General features: G+C 71.1%; 15 protein-coding genes. 7 read left to right on the top strand and 8 right to left on the bottom strand.

The features are described 5' to 3' along the window. Positions 1-44 precede the first annotated feature (44 nt). Positions 45-545, bottom strand: coding sequence for a DUF5130 family protein (locus ACFQE5_RS21150; protein WP_379587522.1), 501 nt, complete (start codon positions 543-545; stop codon positions 45-47). Further along, the gene (gene ctaJ / locus ACFQE5_RS21145; RefSeq protein ID WP_379587521.1) at positions 532-768 is read right to left on the bottom strand and encodes an aa3-type cytochrome oxidase subunit CtaJ; all 237 of its coding nucleotides are present in this window, start codon (positions 766-768) and stop codon (positions 532-534) included. Before ctaJ ends, ACFQE5_RS21150 begins: the two co-directional genes overlap by 14 nt. 131 nt (positions 769-899) lie before the next feature. On the opposite strand from ctaJ, the gene ACFQE5_RS21140 reads away from it, so the two are divergent. Continuing rightward, positions 900-1,730: a glucose-1-phosphate cytidylyltransferase gene (locus tag ACFQE5_RS21140; RefSeq protein ID WP_379587519.1), complete on the top strand. Its 831-nt coding sequence runs from the start codon at positions 900-902 to the stop codon at positions 1,728-1,730. A gap of 39 nt (positions 1,731-1,769) precedes the next feature. Then, a complete protein-coding gene (locus tag ACFQE5_RS21135; protein ID WP_379587517.1) occupies positions 1,770-2,462 on the top strand; it encodes a phosphatase PAP2 family protein in 693 nt (230 codons plus the stop codon). Here ACFQE5_RS21135 and ACFQE5_RS21130 read toward each other — a convergent pair whose 3' ends face one another. Together ACFQE5_RS21130 and ACFQE5_RS21125 are read right to left on the bottom strand one after the other, a co-directional pair. Further along, positions 2,463-3,491, bottom strand: coding sequence for an ABC transporter substrate-binding protein (locus ACFQE5_RS21130; protein ID WP_379587515.1), 1,029 nt, complete (start codon positions 3,489-3,491; stop codon positions 2,463-2,465). Between the two features lie 178 nt (positions 3,492-3,669). Continuing rightward, positions 3,670-4,827 (bottom strand): class I SAM-dependent methyltransferase, encoded by a 1,158-nt coding sequence (locus ACFQE5_RS21125; protein WP_379587513.1) that lies wholly within the window; start codon positions 4,825-4,827, stop codon positions 3,670-3,672. A 299-nt stretch (positions 4,828-5,126) separates the two neighbouring features. On the opposite strand from ACFQE5_RS21125, the gene ACFQE5_RS21120 reads away from it, so the two are divergent. The 4 genes from ACFQE5_RS21120 to ACFQE5_RS21105 are packed head-to-tail and all read left to right on the top strand — an operon-like array spanning position 5,127 to position 9,853. After that, entirely contained in the window at positions 5,127-6,368 is a 1,242-nt protein-coding gene (locus tag ACFQE5_RS21120; RefSeq protein ID WP_379587511.1) for a hypothetical protein, read from the top strand. Continuing rightward, positions 6,365-7,261: a glycosyltransferase family 2 protein gene (locus tag ACFQE5_RS21115; RefSeq protein WP_379587508.1), complete on the top strand. Its 897-nt coding sequence runs from the start codon at positions 6,365-6,367 to the stop codon at positions 7,259-7,261. Before ACFQE5_RS21120 ends, ACFQE5_RS21115 begins: the two co-directional genes overlap by 4 nt. Continuing rightward, positions 7,258-8,526, top strand: coding sequence for a polysaccharide pyruvyl transferase family protein (locus ACFQE5_RS21110; RefSeq protein ID WP_379587506.1), 1,269 nt, complete (start codon positions 7,258-7,260; stop codon positions 8,524-8,526). The genes ACFQE5_RS21115 and ACFQE5_RS21110 overlap by 4 nt, the downstream gene beginning before the upstream one ends. A gap of 1 nt (position 8,527) precedes the next feature. Then, positions 8,528-9,853: a glutamate-1-semialdehyde 2,1-aminomutase gene (locus tag ACFQE5_RS21105; RefSeq protein WP_379587505.1), complete on the top strand. Its 1,326-nt coding sequence runs from the start codon at positions 8,528-8,530 to the stop codon at positions 9,851-9,853. Between the two features lie 143 nt (positions 9,854-9,996). Here the strand turns inward: ACFQE5_RS21105 and ACFQE5_RS21100 are convergent, their stop codons facing one another. Continuing rightward, complete coding sequence (locus ACFQE5_RS21100) at positions 9,997-11,334, bottom strand: amidase (protein ID WP_379587504.1); 1,338 nt, start codon at positions 11,332-11,334, stop codon at positions 9,997-9,999. Positions 11,335-11,627: 293 nt separating this feature from the next. Between ACFQE5_RS21100 and ACFQE5_RS21095 the strand changes: the two genes are divergently transcribed. Then, on the top strand, positions 11,628-12,626 hold the full coding sequence (locus tag ACFQE5_RS21095; RefSeq protein WP_379587503.1) for a helix-turn-helix transcriptional regulator: 999 nt from the start codon (positions 11,628-11,630) through the stop codon (positions 12,624-12,626). Between the two features lie 120 nt (positions 12,627-12,746). On the opposite strand, the gene ACFQE5_RS21090 is transcribed toward ACFQE5_RS21095, so the two are convergent. From ACFQE5_RS21090 to ACFQE5_RS21080, 3 genes are read right to left on the bottom strand one after another with little or no spacing between them, the layout of a single operon-like run. Then, positions 12,747-13,991 (bottom strand): glycosyltransferase, encoded by a 1,245-nt coding sequence (locus ACFQE5_RS21090; protein WP_379588067.1) that lies wholly within the window; start codon positions 13,989-13,991, stop codon positions 12,747-12,749. Between the two features lie 14 nt (positions 13,992-14,005). Then, entirely contained in the window at positions 14,006-15,241 is a 1,236-nt protein-coding gene (locus ACFQE5_RS21085) for an O-antigen ligase domain-containing protein (protein WP_379587502.1), read from the bottom strand. Continuing rightward, positions 15,235-16,701, bottom strand: coding sequence for a right-handed parallel beta-helix repeat-containing protein (locus tag ACFQE5_RS21080; RefSeq protein ID WP_379588065.1), 1,467 nt, complete (start codon positions 16,699-16,701; stop codon positions 15,235-15,237). Before ACFQE5_RS21080 ends, ACFQE5_RS21085 begins: the two co-directional genes overlap by 7 nt. Positions 16,702-16,729: the final 28 nt, after the last annotated feature.

Here is a 16,729-nt window from a genome sequence, read left to right as displayed (position 1 = left end):
CCCGCGGCACCGAACCGGTCGTCAGTTCGTGACCACCGGCGGGGTCAGCGCACCCGCGGTCGCCCACCCGCCTGGTCTGCCAGCATGCGCAGGCCGCTGAGCAGCCCACCGACGAGGTCGCCCTCCCGGAACGAGGCCACCATGCTCATCACGGCGAGCTTGGCGCCGCGATCGGGCAGCCGCAGCCGCGCCTCCTCGCCGGTGCGCACCTCCACGAGGCGCTGTCCCGGGCTCACCGCCACCAGCACCGCCTCGCGGGCACCCTCGAGCACGCCGTGCAGCTCGGTGACCCGCTCGGACGGGCGCGGACCGAGATCTCCGAGGTAGACGCTGAACCGCAGGCCCGTCTCCCGGCTGGCCAGGGTGAGGGCCTCGTCCAGCCTGCTGAGCTGGACCGGGCTGAACGGCTGGTCCGCGCGCGACGGCTCGCGGAAGACCTCGGCGGCCGAAACCCGGCCGGACGCGGTGACCGCGGCACCCACCGGAAGGTCCCGCTGTGCGGTGTCGATGGCCGCGCCGGAAGCGGTGTGCTCACCAACTGCCACGGGCACCTCCCTGCTCGCCGTCGCCGGTGTCCTCGTCGCGCGCGGGCGTCAGCCCGGCGCCCTCCGGATTGGCCGTCCAGAACACCGGACCATACGTCCAGGGCTGACCCACCCGGTACCGCGGCCTACGTGCCAGTCGCGGCGCGGCGACCATCAGGGCGATGACCAGGCACACGACGAGCGGCGTCACCACGAAGATCAGCACCGTCTCCACCACGCTCACGGCCGTGAACCTAGCCGACGCGCCGCCGCGCGTGGCCATCAGGTCCGCTGGCCTGCGGATCCGTTCGGTAACGGCGGGACCGGCCACACCGAGACAAGGGACGGAACATCCCTCGGCGAGGAGAGCGGCGCATGAAGGTGGTTCTGTTCTGCGGTGGTTACGGAATGCGGATGCGCGACGGGGTGTCCGACGTTCCCAAGCCGATGACCTACGTCGGACCGCGCCCGCTGATCTGGCATGTGATGCGTTATTACGCGCATTTCGGGCATACCGACTTCATCCTCTGTCTCGGCTACGGCGCCCGTCACATCAAGGACTTCTTCCTCGGCTACTCCGAGACGGCGTCCAACGACTTCGTGCTGCGCGGCGGCGAGGTCCAACTGCTCAGCAGCGACATCCAGGACTGGACGATCACCTTCATGCACACCGGGCTCGACTCCCCGATCGGGGAACGGCTGCGCCGGGTGCGCGCGCTGGTCGAGGGTGAGGAGATGTTCCTGGCCAACTACGCCGACGTCCTCACCGACGCGCCGCTCAACGACATGATCGACGAGTTCAAGCGCAGCGACGCCGTCGGCTCGCTGCTCGCGGTGCCGCCCCAGTCGGCGTTCCACTGCGTGCAGCTGACCGACGACGACCGGATCTCGGAGATCACCAGCGTGCAGGAGCTGCCGTTGTGGGAGAACGGCGGCTACTTCGTGCTCCGCCCCGAGATCTTCGACCACCTTCCGCAGGACGGCGACCTGATCACCGACGCATGCCGGCCGCTCGCGGCGGCGGGCCGGATGCTCGCCTACCGCTACCGCGGGTTCTGGCAGCCGGCCGACACGGTCAAGGAACGGACGGCGTTGGAGGCCGCCTACCGTGCGGGCCGCAGCCCGTGGATGGTGTGGACCACCCGTGAGCGTCCCGACCCGCTGCAGATCACGATCGCCGAGATCGCCGCGGGCGCCCAGGTCTGAACCGATCCGCGGCCGCAACCCGGCCGACTCCGAGACCCGATGTCCCCCATGCCCGAGCGGCGCGACCCGCCTCCGCCACCGGTGCTGCCCGTCCCGATGCGCAGGCCGATGGCGATTCTTGCCGGGCTGGCCGGGATCGTGGTCACCGTGCTCGCCGTCCACTACGCGGGCACCGCCACCGCCGGTCCGCTCGACCAACGGCTGCGGGCCGGGGTGTGGAACCTGTTCGGGCGGGCACGGCCCGGCGCGCTGGTCCTCGACCTGTTCGGTGAGCCGGTGGTGGCCGCCCTCCTGGTGGCGGCGCTCGCGGCGCTCTGCCTTGCGCTGCGCCGCCGGGCGCTGGCCGTGGTCGCCCTCGTCGGCCCGGCCCTGACCGGCGTCGCCACCACCACCCTCAAACCGGTGGTCGGGCGCACGATCCACGGCGGTCACCTGGCTTATCCCAGCGGACACACCGCGACGGTGACCGCGCTCGCCCTCGTCGGCATGCTGCTGGTCGCGAGCCTGGTCCGGAGTGGGCGAGCGGTCGGCCTGCTGCTCGTGCTGGGCGGGGCCGGGGCCGCCGGCGCGGTGATGGCGGTGGCACAGATCGTCCTGGACGCCCACTACCCCACCGACACGGTCGGCGGGTTCGCGGTGGCGCTGGCGGTCGTGCCGGCGACGGCGCTGCTGGTCGACCGGTTCGCCGCACGATGGAGGTGGCTCCGAAGCCCCACCGATGCCTCCCGATGATCACCGGCGCGGACGTGCCACCTGCTGCAGAGCCGGCCGCAACTGGTCGAGCAGCCAGCCGACGGCGACGACGTTCGGCGCCTGCAGCGCCACGGCCTGATCGAGGGTCAGCGGCAGATAGGTGCCCTCGCGGACGGGACGCAGCCGGCGTACCAGCGGGTTGCTCTCGAAGGTGGTGCGGTCGCCCTCGCCGGCGAAGGTCATGAACAGTACGTCGGCGCTGTCGAGTCGGCCGACCTGCTCGTAGCTGACGCCGACGGTGCCGGGCGCGAGCGCGGCCGACGCGGGCGCGTCCCGGAAGTTGTCCGGGATCCTCAGGCCGAGCGAGCGCATGAACACGGTGGAGGCGTTCTGCTCGCCGACGACCATCGGCAGGACCTCGCCACGGGCCTGGCCATAGAGGTAGGTGCGCTCGGTGAGGGCCGGAAGCTCGGCACGCAGCGCCGCGACCGTCGCATCGGAGGCGGCGATCAAGGCCTCCACCTTCTCGCTCTCGCCGATCGCCCGGCCGATCTGACGGGCGTCATCGTGCATGGACGAGCCGTACAGCGACTTCTCGTAGACGACGACGGGTGCGATCCGGGAGAGCCGCTCGTAGGTCGCCCGGTCGTCGACCATGGGCGCGGACACGCCCAGGATCAGGTCCGGCCGGTACGAGGCGACCTTCTCGACGTTCACACCGCCGCCGATGTCGGCCGGGATGCCGAGGACCTCCTCCGACAGCGGCGTGCGGAGGTAGGGCAGGTTCGGGCCGCCGCTGTCGTTGCGCACGGCTCCGACGATCGGCGCATCCACGGCGTTGGCCACGGCGACATCACCGTAGCCCAGCGCCACGATCCGCTGCGGCATGGCCGGAATCGTGGTCGCCCCGTAGGCGTGGGTGATCGTGACGGGAAAGGGGCCGGCCCCGTCGGTCGCAGCGGGTTCGGACCCGAGGCCGGGGGCGCGGCCGGTGCAGGCCACCACCATCAGCGAGCAGACGGCGACGACCATCGCGACCGGAACGGACCGGCACCGGGCTGGACGCATCGACACTCCTCCGGGCAGGCTAAAGTTAGCCTCACCTAATCGAATCGAGGAGTGGTGGTCAAGACGGGACCGCGGGGGCAGAGGGCGCGCCGGCCACGCCCACCGAACGAGTGCGGCGACCGCTCACGTCCCGGATGAGCCACCGGGCGGTGCGGCCGGCTTCGACGGTCTCCCGCGGTCAAGCGCTCAGGCCGTCGCCACCGCCATGGGCCGCCTGACCGACGACCTCGTCCGCGAGGACCCACCGCCCGCCGTTCGCCTCGATCTCCGGGAGCGCGGCCCGGACCTCGTCGAGCAGGTCCGGCACGAACAGCAGCACCGACTCCGGCTCGGCGGTGACCAGATCGTCGGTCCCGATCACCGGGATGTCCGTGCCCGGCATCCGGCTGCCCTGCTTGGCCGCGGACACATCGGCCACGCCGCAGAGCAGGTCCCGGCCGGCCCTCGCGCTGTGCAGCAGCCCCACCGAACGCGACGCGGCGCCGTAGCCGTAGACCCGCCTGCCGTGGCTGCGCTCGTCCGCCAGCCAGCCGGCCAGCCGCTCCCCGTCGGACCGGGCGGCCTCCTGGAACGCCTTCATCGCGACCGGGTCGAGCACCCCGCAGCCGATCTCGCGCTCGGTCAACGCCGCGAGGTCCGCCTCGGCTGCGGCGCCGTGGCGCGCCGCGATGAGCACGGTCCCGCCGTAGAGCGGGAACCAGAACGCGGCGAACGCGGTCAGGCCGACACCCGCGAGCATGGTGCGCATCGCGGGAACCGAGTAGTACGCGTAGTGGCCATGGCGGATCGCGTTCCATTCGGTGCGCTGCAGAATCGCCGCCAGCGAGTGGAACTGGACGAGCAGCAGCCCACCGGGACGGGTGCGCGCGGCCCGCTCGCGGAACGCGGCCTCCTGGTCCTCGGCGTGCATGAGGCCGAAACAGCAGTCGAGGACGACGTCGGCGGGCTCGCCCGCGGACGCGGGTACCAGGCCGCGCGAGGTCAGCAGGGAAAGCCAGGTACCACCGTGCGGGCTGGGAAACTCGGCCACCGTCCCCGCTGAGGGCAGGATCCCCGACGCGGCCAGCCGGGCGACGGCGTCGGCCGCCTGCCGGGTGAGCGCCTCGGGCTGGACGCCCTGCGGGTCCTCCGGCACTGCCATGTCGTCGGCAAGCTGGGCGAGCCCACAGCCGGCGCACAGCCACAGCCGCAGCGGAAACACCGGGTCCGGCCCCGGGTCGGCGAGCCGCGGGAAGAACTCGCAACCCGGCTGGGTCCCGAGATCGGCGACCACCGATCCGTCGTCCGACCGACAGAACCGGCACCGGATCAGGCCGACCGACGCACCACTGATCATGCTGCACCACCTTGAGGGACTCTCACGGGACTGGCCGGATCGAGGTACTCGGAACGCGGGACCAAAGCGTTACCGGCTCGCGGAACGTGCCCACCGACTCGGCAAGGTAACGACGCACCGGACGCGGGCGAGTCCTTCCCTGAGCACCGACGGCCGCGGGCCGAATCCGGTGCCGGCGACCAGGGAACCTGACCGTACCTGGCGGTGGCAGAAACACGGCATGGGGGCCAGCGATGACGGTGATGGCGCCGGCCCTGTCGAAAACGGTGCGGGCCGCAGCACGAAGGCTCAGTTGGGGCATGGCCGACCAGGCGGTGTCCAGCCTGACCAACTTCGCCGTCGGGATCGTCGTCGCCCGCTCCCTGGGGTTGGCCGAGTTCGGGGCGTTCAGCCTGGCCTGGGTGACGTACGGGGTGGTCCTGAACCTGTCCCGCGGCCTGGCCACCGATCCGCTGGTCGTGCGGTTCAGCGCGGTGGCGGCCGGGCGCTGGCGCGCGGCGGTGTCCCGTTCCTCCGGGACGGCCCTGGTCCTCGGCCTGGTCACCGGCGTTGGCTGCGCCGGGATCGGACTCGTCGTCGGCGGCCCCATCGGTGCCGCATTCGTCGGGCTGGGCCTCGCGCTGCCGGCCGTGGCTCTGCAAGACTGCTGGCGGTTCGCGTTCTTCGCCGCGGGGCAGCCCCGCCGGGCGATGACCAACGACCTCGTCCGGGCCGCGGCCCTCGTTCCCGCGATGTTCGTCGTGGCCGAGTCCGCGAGCATCGTGGGCTTCATGCTGGCGTGGGGCCTGTCCGCGGCCGTCGCGGCCGGGTTCGGCTGTCTGCAGCTGCGCCTGCTGCCCAGCGTCGGCGCGGTGCGCGGCTGGCTGCGCGAGCAGCGGGACCTCGGCCTGCGCTACATGATCGAGAACGTCAGCAGCAGCGGGGCCGCGCAACTGCGCATGTACGGGCTGGGCGCGATCGCCGGGCTCGCCGCGGTCGGCACCGTACGCGGCGCCGAACTGCTGCTCGGCCCGTTCCTCACGGTTCTCATGGGGCTGAGCCAGGTCGCGGTGCCGGAGGCCGCCCGGGTGCTGCAGCGCTCGCCACACCGGCTCTCGGCGTTCTGCCTGCTGCTCGGTGGCGCCCAGGCCGTCGCCGCGCTGTTGTGGGGCCTCGGGCTGCTCCTCCTGCTGCCCGACGAGATCGGCGAGCACCTCCTTCACGCGCTCTGGCTGCCGGCGTCGGCGCTGATCCTGCCCGCGACGTTGGCGGTCATGAACGCCAGCTTCTTCACCGGGGCGGCGGCCGGGTTACGGGCGCTGGGCGCCGCTCGGCGCAGCCTGCGGGCCCAGCTGCTCGCCTCGGCCGGTTACGTCATCGGCGGGCTGGCCGGCGCCGCGGTGGCCGGAGCGCTGGGCTCGGCCTGGGGGGTCGCCCTCGGAACCGCGTTCGGCGCCACGGTGTGGTGGTTCCAGCTTCGCGCCGGCATCGCCGAGCGCACCGCGACGACTGTGTCGGCGCAGTCGCCATCCGTCGAGAACGAAGGGACTCCGGCACCATGACCTCCGCCCCCAGACTCACCATCGGTCTTCCCGTCTACAACGGTGCCCAGTACCTGCCCGAGGCGCTCGATGCCCTGCTGAAGCAGAGCTACCCCGACTTCGAGCTGCTCATCTCCGACAACGCCTCGACCGACGCGACCATGGAGATCTGCCAGCAGTACCGGGCGCGGGACGAGCGCATCCGGGTCTTCCGCCAGTCCCGCAACATCGGCGCCTGCCCGAACCACAACTTCCTCGTCCACCAGGCCCGGGGCGAGCTGTTCAAATGGGCGTCGCACGACGACCTGTACGCCCCCGACCTGCTGCTGCGCTGCGTCGAGGCGCTCGATGCACATCCCGAGGTGGTCCTCAGCCACGCGGGGCAGGGGACCATCGACAGCGCGGGCGAGATCATCGATGTCTTCGACTACACGATGGCCACCGACTCCCCGCATCCGCCGGAGCGGTTCCGCAGCCTGCTGTTCGCCCCCGGCGGCGACGACTTCTACGGCGTCATCCGCACGGACGTCCTCCGCCGGACTCCGCTCAACGGCAGCTACCACCACTCCGACCGGACCATCGTCGCCGAGCTGGCCCTGCTCGGTCCCTTCCACCAGGTCCCCGAACTTCTGTACTTCCGCCGCGACCACCCGGACCGGGCAGAGCGGGCATGTCCGACGAAGCGGGCACGATGTGCCAACATGGATCCGCGCCGCGCGAACCGGTTGCGGCACCCGGAGGTGCGTTTGCTCGCCGAGTACGTGTGGGGGTTCATCGCGGCGATCCGCCGCGCTCCGCTCTCGAGCGCGGATCGCAGGCGGTGCTACCGCGACCTCGCGTCGTGGCTGGCGAGCCGGGCGCTGCCCCGTCCGGTCGGCTCGCTGGTGTCCGCCGGCGAGGCCGGCGACCGATGAGGGTGCGCGGCGGACACCGGACGACGCGGGCCGGGCCGCGCGACCGGCCGCTCCGGATCGGCCTGTTCGGCCTGCTGGGCTCGGGGAACATCGGCAACGACGGCTCGCTGGAGGCGGTGCTCGGCTACCTTCGCGAGGAGCACCCGGACGCGGTCCTCGGCGGTCTGTGCGCGGGGCCGGAGCGCTTCTCGGCGCGGTGGGGCATCCCCGCCACAGCGTTGCACTGGTACGACACCGTCGCCCCCGCGGCGACGGGGATCACCGCGGCGGTCCTGAAGGTCGTGGGCAAGGGACTCGACGCGTTCCGCACCGCGGCCTGGGTCCGCCGGTTCGACATCGTGATCGTGCCGGGTATGGGCGTCCTCGAGGCGACGCTCCCGCTGCGGCCGTGGGGGTTCCCCTACGCCCTGCTGCTGCTCTGCGCGTCCGGCAGGCTCTTCGGTACGAAGATCGCCCTGGTCAGCGTGGGGTCCTCGGTCATCACGCAGCGGTCGCTGCGGGTCGTGGTCACCTCGGCGGCCCGGCTTGCGCACTACCGGTCCTACCGCGACACCCTGTCCCGCGACAACCTGCGGACGATGGGCGTCGACACGTCGGCCGACGAGGTGTATCCCGATCTCGCCTTCGCGCTCCCGGTGCCCGACTCCGCCACGGACCGTCCCACGACGGGCGCGGTGGGCATCGGGGTGATGGACTACCGCGGCGCGAACGCGGACCGTGACCGAGCCGACGAGATCCATGCCGAGTACCTGGCGAAGGTGAAGCGCTTCGCCCGGTGGCTCATCGACGACGGCCGTTCGATCAGACTGGTCACCGGCGACGGGGCCGACGCCGCGGTGGCCGCCGAGATCGTCGCCGACCTGCGGGCCTACCGACCGGATCTCGACCCGTCCCGGGTCCTCGCCGAGCCGGTGTTCTCGCTGACCGATCTGATGACGCAGTTCCGCTCGGTCGATTATGTGGTCGCGACGCGATACCACAACGTCCTGTGCGCGCTGCGAATGTCGAAGCCGACGATTTCGATCGGCTATGCCGCGAAGAACGACGTCCTCATGGCCCGGATGGGCCTGGGGGATTTCTGTCAATCCGTCAGATCATTCGAGGTGGCCCGACTAGTCAATCAGTTCCGCGAACTCGAGGGCCACCGCGAAAAACTGACCGACGTGCTGTCCAAGACGAATCTGGAGCACACCCAACATATCCAGGAACAGTTCGCCGCACTGTCCCGGCAGATCCGAAACCATCCCATTTCCCACAAAGGCTGACATGACCCGCACCGACCTTTCCCTGCCGATCTCGACCGAGCAGAACACGCTGCTGCACACGATGGTCCCGGGCGGCGCCCACACCTACGCCAAGGGTGACGACCAGTACCCCGAATCGCTGGCCCCGATCATTTCGCACGGGCGCGGTGGCCATGTCTGGGACGTGGACGGGAACGAGTACATCGAATACGGATCGGGCCTGCGTTCGGTGAGCCTGGGACACGCTCATCCCCGGGTGCTCGAGGCCGTTCGCCGCGAACTCGACCGCGGCGCCAACTTCGTCCGCCCGAGCGTCGTGGAGATCGCGGCGGCCCGGCGTTTCCTGGAGACCGTCCCCACCGCGGACATGGTGAAGTTCGCCAAGAACGGCTCGGACGTGACGACGGCCGCCGTACGGCTGGCCCGGGCCGTCACCGGCCGGACAATGGTCGCCATCTGTCGCGACCAGCCGTTCTTCTCCACCGACGACTGGTTCATCGCGACGACCGCGATGTCGGCCGGCATCCCCGAGCAGATCGCCGAGCTCACCGTCCGCTTCCCGTACGGCGACCTCGCCGCCACCGAGGCGGTACTCACCCAGCACGCCGGTCGGATCGCCTGTCTGGTGCTCGAGCCCGCGGCCGCGCAGGAGCCGCCGCCCGGCTACCTGGAGGGGCTGCGCGACCTCGCGCACCGGCACGGCTGCCTGCTCGTCTTCGACGAAATGATCACCGGTTTCCGCTGGTCGGAGGCCGGTGCGCAGGGTCTTTACGGGGTGGTCCCCGACCTGTCGACGTTCGGCAAGGCGCTGGGCAACGGGTTCGCGGTGGCGGCGCTGGCCGGCCGGCGCGAGCTGATGGAGCGCGGCGGGCTGCGCCACGCCGACGAGCGGGTGTTCCTGCTCTCCACCACGCACGGGGCCGAGACGCATGCGCTGGCGGCCGCGATGGCGGTGCAGCAGACCTACGTCGAGGAGGGCATCACCGAGCGGCTGCACCGGCTCGGCGACCGGTTGGCCGCGGGGGTGCGCCAGGTCGCGGCCGATGCGGGTGTCGGCGACCATGTCCTCGTCCGCGGCCGCGCGAGCAACCTCGTGTTCGCCACCCTCGACGAGAACCACCAGCCGTCGCAGCCCTATCGCACGCTGTTCATGCGCCAGCTCATCTGCGGGGGGATCCTGGCCCCGTCGTTCGTGGTCAGCAGCGCGCTCACCGAGGACGACATCGACCGCACGGTCGAGGTGGTCGCGAAGGCCTGCGAGGTCTACCGCGCGGCACTCGATGCGGGGGACCCGACGCCGTGGCTGGCCGGGCGGCCGGTGAAACCGGTCTTCCGCCGGTTCGCCTGACCCGGGCACGGCCAGCGGCACACCCTGGCTCCACACCGCGCGGGAGGGACCGGCCTCTACGACGTTATGGAGCCAGAACGCCGTCGAGGTGACACCCCTGACCGCACTCTGGCTCCATAATGCGCGGGAAGCCCGCACGCGACCTACAGCGCGGGCCGATGCTGGCTCCACGGGTTGGCGGCCTCGTAGGCAGCCGCCGCGGCGAACACGGACAGGTCGTCATAGGCGTGACCGACAATCTGCAGGCCCGTGGGCACACCGCTCGTGGGCGAGAACCCTGTCGGAATCGACGCGACCGGAAGCGGGCTGAGCAGGTTGAACGGATACGTCAACGCCCAGCCGAGATACGGGTAGACGGGCTTACCGTTGATCTCGAACATGTTGTCCTCATTGTCGTGATCCGCCGGCACGGACGGCACGGCGAGGGTGGGGCAGATCAGCAGGTCGTAGCTCTCGAAGATGCGCCCGATCTTCTGATACGTCTCGTACCGGACCCGGTTGACCTCGTAGAAACGCTTCACTGAATGCCCGGACCCACGCTCGATGAGTTTCACGACAAACGGGTCCATCTCGAATCGCCACCGCGGCAGCTGGTCCCCAGCAAGCGCCCAGAACAGGCTTTCCCAGTTGGTAAGCCACGCGTCCAGGACGCTGTAGTCCCAGCCAAGTTCGACCTCGTCGACCGTGCAGCCGAGACCTTCGAACACCGCGGCGGCCCGCCGGGTGTTTTCCTGGACCTCCTCGGAGATCTCGAAGTAGCCGAGGTCCATCGACAGTGCGATGCGTCGCCCCGCAATACCGTCGAAGCTCGCCGGGATGGACACCGTGTCCCGCAGCGAGTGGATGTCCGCGGGGTGCTGGCCGGACATGACGTTCTGCATGAGTCCCGCGTCAGCGACGCTGCGAGTAAGCGGACCGTAGTGGAGCACCGTCTCGCTCGGATGTTCCCGGTCGGTCGGATTGCGCCCGAAGGGGGGCTTGTAGCCGAACACCCCGTTGGCCGAGGCCGGGATCCGGATTGAGCCGCCGCCATCGGTGCCGTCGGCGACGGTCGTCATCCCGGCCGCAAGCGCGGCGCCCGCGCCGCCAGATGAGCCGCCCGGACTGAACTCCGGGTTCCAAGGGTTGCGGGTGATTCCCCACAGCGGGCTCTTGGTCACGCCCGCATGAGCCTGTTCGGGCGTGGTGGTCCGGCAGTGCATGATCGCACCGGCATCGAGCAGTCGCTCGACGGTCGGCGCGGAGCGCTCCGGCCGGAAGTCCCGGAATGCCTTGGAGCCGTACGTCGTGATCTCACCGGCGACCGAATGCCAATCCTTGATCGCACATGGCACGCCCTCCAGCGGACGAGCCGCTCCGGGGTCGCGCGCGTACACCGCCTCGGCCTGGCGTGCTTGGTCGAGTGCGCGCTCGAAGTAGTCGTAGGTCAGACAGTTCAACCGGCCATTGACCTGCTCCGCGCGTTTGACCACGGCCTGCATCAGTTCGACCGGGGAGACGGTCCGGTCCTTGAACCCAGCGATCGCCTCGGTCGCGGTGATATAGCAGAGGTCAGAGTCCGTGTAGTCCATGCCGCTCCTTTGTCAGCAGGCCACCCCGGCGGGTGGTGCGGTGTGGGAAGTTAGCCAATCGGCGCGGCCGTCGGCATCGGTCAAATGACACACGGCAAACGGGTCGCAGCCCGGCACTCGATTGACCACAGCCCCAACCGATGCGAGTCTCGAAACCGCCTCGGGCCGATCGCTGCGCCTCGGTCCACTACAAGGAGGTGTGGATGAAGACCTCGCACATCACAGCGATCGCGGAGGTCGGCTCGATCGTCGCCGGCGCGGTGCGCGGCGCCGAGGAGCCGGGCAGCGTCCTCGCCCCGCTGCGGCGGATCGCCTCGTTCGACGCCGCCATGATCGCGGTACGGGACCCGCTCACCGGTCGGCACCGGCCACTGGCCAACGAGGGTTACGCACCGTCGCTGCTCACCTTCCTGAATTCGGGATACCTGTCCTGCTTCAGCTACGACGTCGCCCGACGATGCCGGCGCCCGATGCGGATGCGCGACTTCGGGCCTGACTTCTACCGGACGCCCGTCTATCGCGAATTCCTTGACGGCGCGGGTTACCGCGAGGGCGTCACGCTCGTGCTTCGCTCCGGTGGGGATCGCGGATGCGTGACCGGACTGATGACCATGAGCTTCGCCGAGGCTCGCGCCGCGGATCAGGCGGCCCGGCGGGGGTTGGAACTGGTGGCTCCTACCCTGGGTCAGCTGGTGGATTCCGGCCGCACCCCGGCCTTGCTCGCCAGCCTGATCGGCGACGGCGCCGCCGCATATATTGTCGACGGCACGGGGGCCGCGGCCGCCACGTCGGACGCCACGGAACAGACCGGGCCGCCCTCCGCCGCCGCGCTCGCGGTGACCCGGGCCTTTCTCCAGCAGCGGCAGTCCTCGACGCGCGGCTACTGCGCCCGCCATAGCGACGCCACCTGGGAGCGTGCGCACCTGGTGCGCCTAGGCGGCGACAACCACGTCGATGGGCCTCGTGCCCTGCTCATGCTTCGGCACGAGCCACTGCCGTGTGGCCTCACCGACCGCGAGTTGGACGTGCTCACACTCGTGGCCCGGGGCCTACCCAACCGTGCGATCGGGACCTCATTGGGAATCAGCCCGCGCACGATCGGCCGCCACGTCGAGCACCTTCTCCTGAAGACCGGCCTCGCCAACCGTGCCGCCCTCGCCTCCTACGCCGTCGAGAACGGGCTGATCCGCCTGGGTCTGTAAGCGGGCCTCCGCGGCTGCCGTCACCCCGGCTCATACGTCAACGCCGAGTCGTACCTTCGCGTTCACCCGGCTGTCGCAAGCTCGCCAGGCTCGACGCGTGGCCAAGCCCGGTGCCGGCGGTCAGCGTGACCGACGTCGGCCACCGCCGGGAGATCCACCGCTAGCAGGTTGCGCGGTCGCGCTCTGGGCGATCGCCGCCGTGTACCCGGCGAGCAGGCGGTCCAGCCCGATCTGCGGGGTGAGGTCGCGCTCGTAGCGGCGCCGCCCGGCCGCGCCCAGCGCCGCGTTGCGGGCGGGGTCCGCCACGATCCGGCCCAGGCAGTCGGCGAGCGAAGCCGCATCGCCGGGGCGGTGCCGCAGACCCGTCACCTCGTCCTCGACGAGCTCGACGAACGCACCGTGGTCGGCGGCCACGACCGGCACCGCCGCCGCCATCGCCTCCCCGACCACCAGCCCGAATGCCTCCGGCCATACCGACGGCGCCACCACCGCCGCGGCACCCGCGACGAGCCCGGCGCATTCGGCTCTCGTCCGGGGGCCGAGGTAGCGCACGTCGTCGCGGCCGCTCGCCCAGGACGCCAGCTCGTCGTGCAGTGGCCCGGCGCCCGCCAGCAGCAGCGGCTGACCGAGCCCGCCGCGCGCCCGCACCTGGTCCCAGGCCGTCATCAACAACCGCACGCCCTTCTCCTCGGCGAGCCGCCCGAGGTAGAGCAGCCCGTCGCCGGATCCGCGGCGGCGCGTGCCTGGGTCGGGGACGAAGTTGTGCTTGACCCTCAGCCGGTGCGCGGGTGCCCCGGCCCCGACGAGGATCCGGCGCTGCGCGGCGGAGATGCAGAAGAACCGCTCGACGCCCGTCCACCAGCGACGGCGGTTGGCCGCCAGGCTCACCGCCAGCGGGATCGTCGCCAGCCGCGAGCCGCGGTAACAGCCGTGCCGGACCGCGGGCAGGGGCAGCGCACCGGCGCAGCAGTCGGTGCAGATCCGCCCGGCGCGGTAGAGCGTGCCGGTCGGGCACACCATCTGGTAGTTGTGCAGGGTGGCCACGGCGGGCACCCGCGCGTCCCCGCACGCCGCCACCACCGACGGGCTGAGCAGCGGAAACGTGCTGTGAATATGGACGACGTCCGGTCGCTGGCGCCGCAGCAGCGCGGCCAGCTCGGCGCGGACCGCCGGGTTCCACGGCACGCGCAGCGGAACCGCGGCCTTCTGCGGCAGCGACATGCCCGCGATGTCATCGCTGCGCCGCTCGAATCGGCTGACCCGGTGCCCGGCCTCGGCGAGCAGCGCCACCTCCTGGTCGACCACCCGGTCCTCCCCGCTGGGCTGCGCCGAGCGGTACCGGTTGTGCACGACGAGCACGTGCAGCCGCCGCCGCGCGGTCATCCCAGGGCCTTTCGCGAGAGCCCGCCCGGCGCCACGGCGGCGGGTCCCGGGGCAACCAGCAGCGCGGCCGCCACGGCGAGGTTCAGCACGTAGGGGGACGCGTCGCCGAGGGTGACCTCCGTATAGGAGGCGATGATGCAGTATCCGACGAGGAACACGGCGCAGGCCCGCTGCGCGGACGGCGGGCGAAGCGCCGCGATGGCGAGCAGGCCGACCATGATCGCGGCCACCAGCCCGACACCGAGCAGTCCCTGCTCGTGGTAGACGGCCAGCCACGTGTTGTCGATGGGCAGCCCGGCGAACGACTTGTCGGTCAGGCCCACGCCCATGATCTCCTCGCCCAGGCTGCGGTCGGCGCCCAGCAGCAGGTCCCACACCTTCTGCCGTCCGGTGAGGTTGGCCAGCTCCTCGGCGTCCTGGCCACGTTGCAGCCACACCATGATGCTCTCGCTGAACAACCCGGCGCCCACCACGGCGAGCGCGGCGGCCGTGCCGATCGCCCGCCGGACCCTGCCGTAGGTCAGGGCGAGGGTGAGACCGGCCACGCCCAACGCGACCAGCAGTCCCAGCAGCGCGGTCCGGGTGTGGCTCAGCAGCAGCAGGACGGTCGCGGGCACCGTGATGACGACGGTGCTGCGCCAGTCGATGTTCCGGGTGAGCCGGAGCAGGACGGCCAGTCCGATGGCCGTGGCGGCGTACATCCCGACCTGGGGTGGCTGGATCGGCCAGATCGCGCCGACCAACCTGCCGTTGGGGCCGGAGAACGCCGAGCCCGGTGAGATGACCAGGCCGGCGAGGACCGTCAGGAGCACCACGCAGACGGTGCGCAGATGCAACCGGGCGACGTACAGGTCGCCGCGCCACCACGCCGTCGTCAGCCACAGGGTCGCGACGAACAGGACCAGCCGCGCGCACCGCAGTAGCGCCCCGAGTCCCGCGGTCAGCAGCAGGCTGGAGGCCAGCGCGACGATCGTCAGCAGGCTGACCAGCAGCAGGTAGGCATTGGGCCGCACCAGGCCCCGCGGATTGAGCGTCACGGCCAGGCCGAACGCGAGCCCCAGCGCGGCCATCGTGATCACCTGGGCGAGCTGGCGCGGGAACGGGATGATCAGGTCGACCGCGGTGTAGCCCAAGGTGTCCAGGAGCAGCAGCGCCCAGATCACGCCGAGCAGCCGCGGCGGGCGCGCACTCGCGATGCGGACCTGCCCCGCCCGGTCCGGCCCGGTCAACACGGCTGCACCGTCTCGTCCGTGGTGAACGTGCTCCCCTGGTCCTGCCGATACGGATCGGCCTGCCATTCGACGACACCGACCGAGTGGTCGACGCTGCCCAGCACGAACGTCCACGGCCCGACGTAGCGGTTGTCCCGCCACGTGATCTGCTGGTCGTGCACGATCGCGTCCTGGACGACCTCGGCCCGGTACGGAGACCAGTCCGGATAGGTGCCGTAGTTGGACAGGACGGCCATCCGGCCGCCGAAGCCCGGCAGGCAGCCGGCCACCGCCGGGTCGAAACCGAAGGTGTTGTCGTGGATCTCGACCCGCTGGGTCCGCCACCGGCAGTCGCTGTAGAGCGGCTGGGTGGCGATCCCGGGCTGGGTGCACCGCGCCGTGTCCGGCACCAGCAACGTGCAGCTGTCGGTGGACGTGTTGGCGGGGCTGTTGCAGAAGCGGTCGGCGTTCTCCCATGCGGTGATCCCCGACCAGTTCTCCTCGAACCGGTTCCCCGTGATCTCGATCTTGTCGGTGCGGGCGGGCACCCGCGGCTCGCCGCCGGACTCGCTCAGGTACACGGTGCCGATCGGGAAATGATCACCACTTCGCGCCACCTCCCGGCCCTCGACCAGCGTGTTGCGGCGCAGCAGGTTGTTGCGCAGGATGAGGTTGTAGCTGGTTTCGTAGAAGACGGCGGGTCCGTCGTTGTTCTCGATGAGGTTGTCCTCGATCAGGAAGTCGTTGTTGTTGGTGTCGGCCCACAGCCCCGGCCCGCGGTTGTCGTGGATCCAGTTCGACCGGATGTCCGCGCCGTTGACCGACCAGAACTTCGCACCCCCGGTGCACCCGCAGCCCGGGTTGCGGGTCTCCCAGTCCTCGGTGTTGTTCCCGGTGATCTCGTTTCCCTCGACGACGAGTCCGACGATCCCGTTCCCGGGCTGGAAGGCGTTGAGCCCATACTGACCGTTGTCGCGCAGGCAGTTTCCCCGGACCTGCTGGTGGGCGCCCGCCATCAGCCCGGCGCCCCGGTTGTCGGAGACGGTGTTGTGCTCGATCACCCAGCCGTCGCCGGAGTCATGGTTGACCACCCCCTGGTCCTGCGGCGGCACGAAGCCGCGGACCGTCAGGAACCGGATCGTCACGTCGCGGGCCTCGCCGACGAAGGCGTAACGGTTGAGTCCGCGGCCGTCGATGATCGCGCCCGGTGCGCCGAGATACACGTCGCGGTCCTTGGGCGCGACCTGGCTGAACTGGTCGCCGCCCAGCAGGTGGGTCCCCGGGGCGAGCCAGAACGTCGTCCCCGGCGGGTTGGCCCTGGTCTTGGCCACCAGATCGCCCTCGATCCCCGGATCCACGACGATCGCGCCCTGCGGCGGCGACGCGGGGCCGGGCGGCATCCGGTCGCAGACCGCGGCCCTGGGCGGCGGCTGCGGCGCCGGGGGCGGCGTCGAGCAGGCGGCCAGTCCGAGGGCCAGCATCAGCGCCGGTACGAGCGCGAGCCCGCGC

Source organism: Pseudonocardia hispaniensis (assembly GCF_042658695.1).
GTDB classification, from domain to species: domain Bacteria; phylum Actinomycetota; class Actinomycetes; order Mycobacteriales; family Pseudonocardiaceae; genus Pseudonocardia; species Pseudonocardia hispaniensis.
This window is presented reverse-complemented; position numbering and strand designations above follow the sequence as displayed.

Bases quoted from the DNA above. Each gene is read 5' to 3' on its own strand.
- ACFQE5_RS21140 (WP_379587519.1), top strand. From the start codon at position 900: ATGAAGGTGGTTCTGTTCTGCGGTGGTTACGGAATGCGGATGCGCGAC.
- ACFQE5_RS21135 (WP_379587517.1), top strand. From the start codon at position 1,770: ATGTCCCCCATGCCCGAGCGGCGCGACCCGCCTCCGCCACCGGTGCTG.
- ACFQE5_RS21130 (WP_379587515.1), bottom strand. From the start codon at position 3,491: ATGCGTCCAGCCCGGTGCCGGTCCGTTCCGGTCGCGATGGTCGTCGCC.
- ACFQE5_RS21125 (WP_379587513.1), bottom strand. From the start codon at position 4,827: ATGATCAGTGGTGCGTCGGTCGGCCTGATCCGGTGCCGGTTCTGTCGG.
- ACFQE5_RS21120 (WP_379587511.1), top strand. From the start codon at position 5,127: ATGGCCGACCAGGCGGTGTCCAGCCTGACCAACTTCGCCGTCGGGATC.
- ACFQE5_RS21115 (WP_379587508.1), top strand. From the start codon at position 6,365: ATGACCTCCGCCCCCAGACTCACCATCGGTCTTCCCGTCTACAACGGT.
- ACFQE5_RS21110 (WP_379587506.1), top strand. From the start codon at position 7,258: ATGAGGGTGCGCGGCGGACACCGGACGACGCGGGCCGGGCCGCGCGAC.
- ACFQE5_RS21105 (WP_379587505.1), top strand. From the start codon at position 8,528: ATGACCCGCACCGACCTTTCCCTGCCGATCTCGACCGAGCAGAACACG.
- ACFQE5_RS21100 (WP_379587504.1), bottom strand. From the start codon at position 11,334: ATGCAGGCCGTGGTCAAACGCGCGGAGCAGGTCAATGGCCGGTTGAAC.
- ACFQE5_RS21095 (WP_379587503.1), top strand. From the start codon at position 11,628: ATGAAGACCTCGCACATCACAGCGATCGCGGAGGTCGGCTCGATCGTC.
- ACFQE5_RS21080 (WP_379588065.1), bottom strand. From the start codon at position 16,701: ATGCTGGCCCTCGGACTGGCCGCCTGCTCGACGCCGCCCCCGGCGCCG.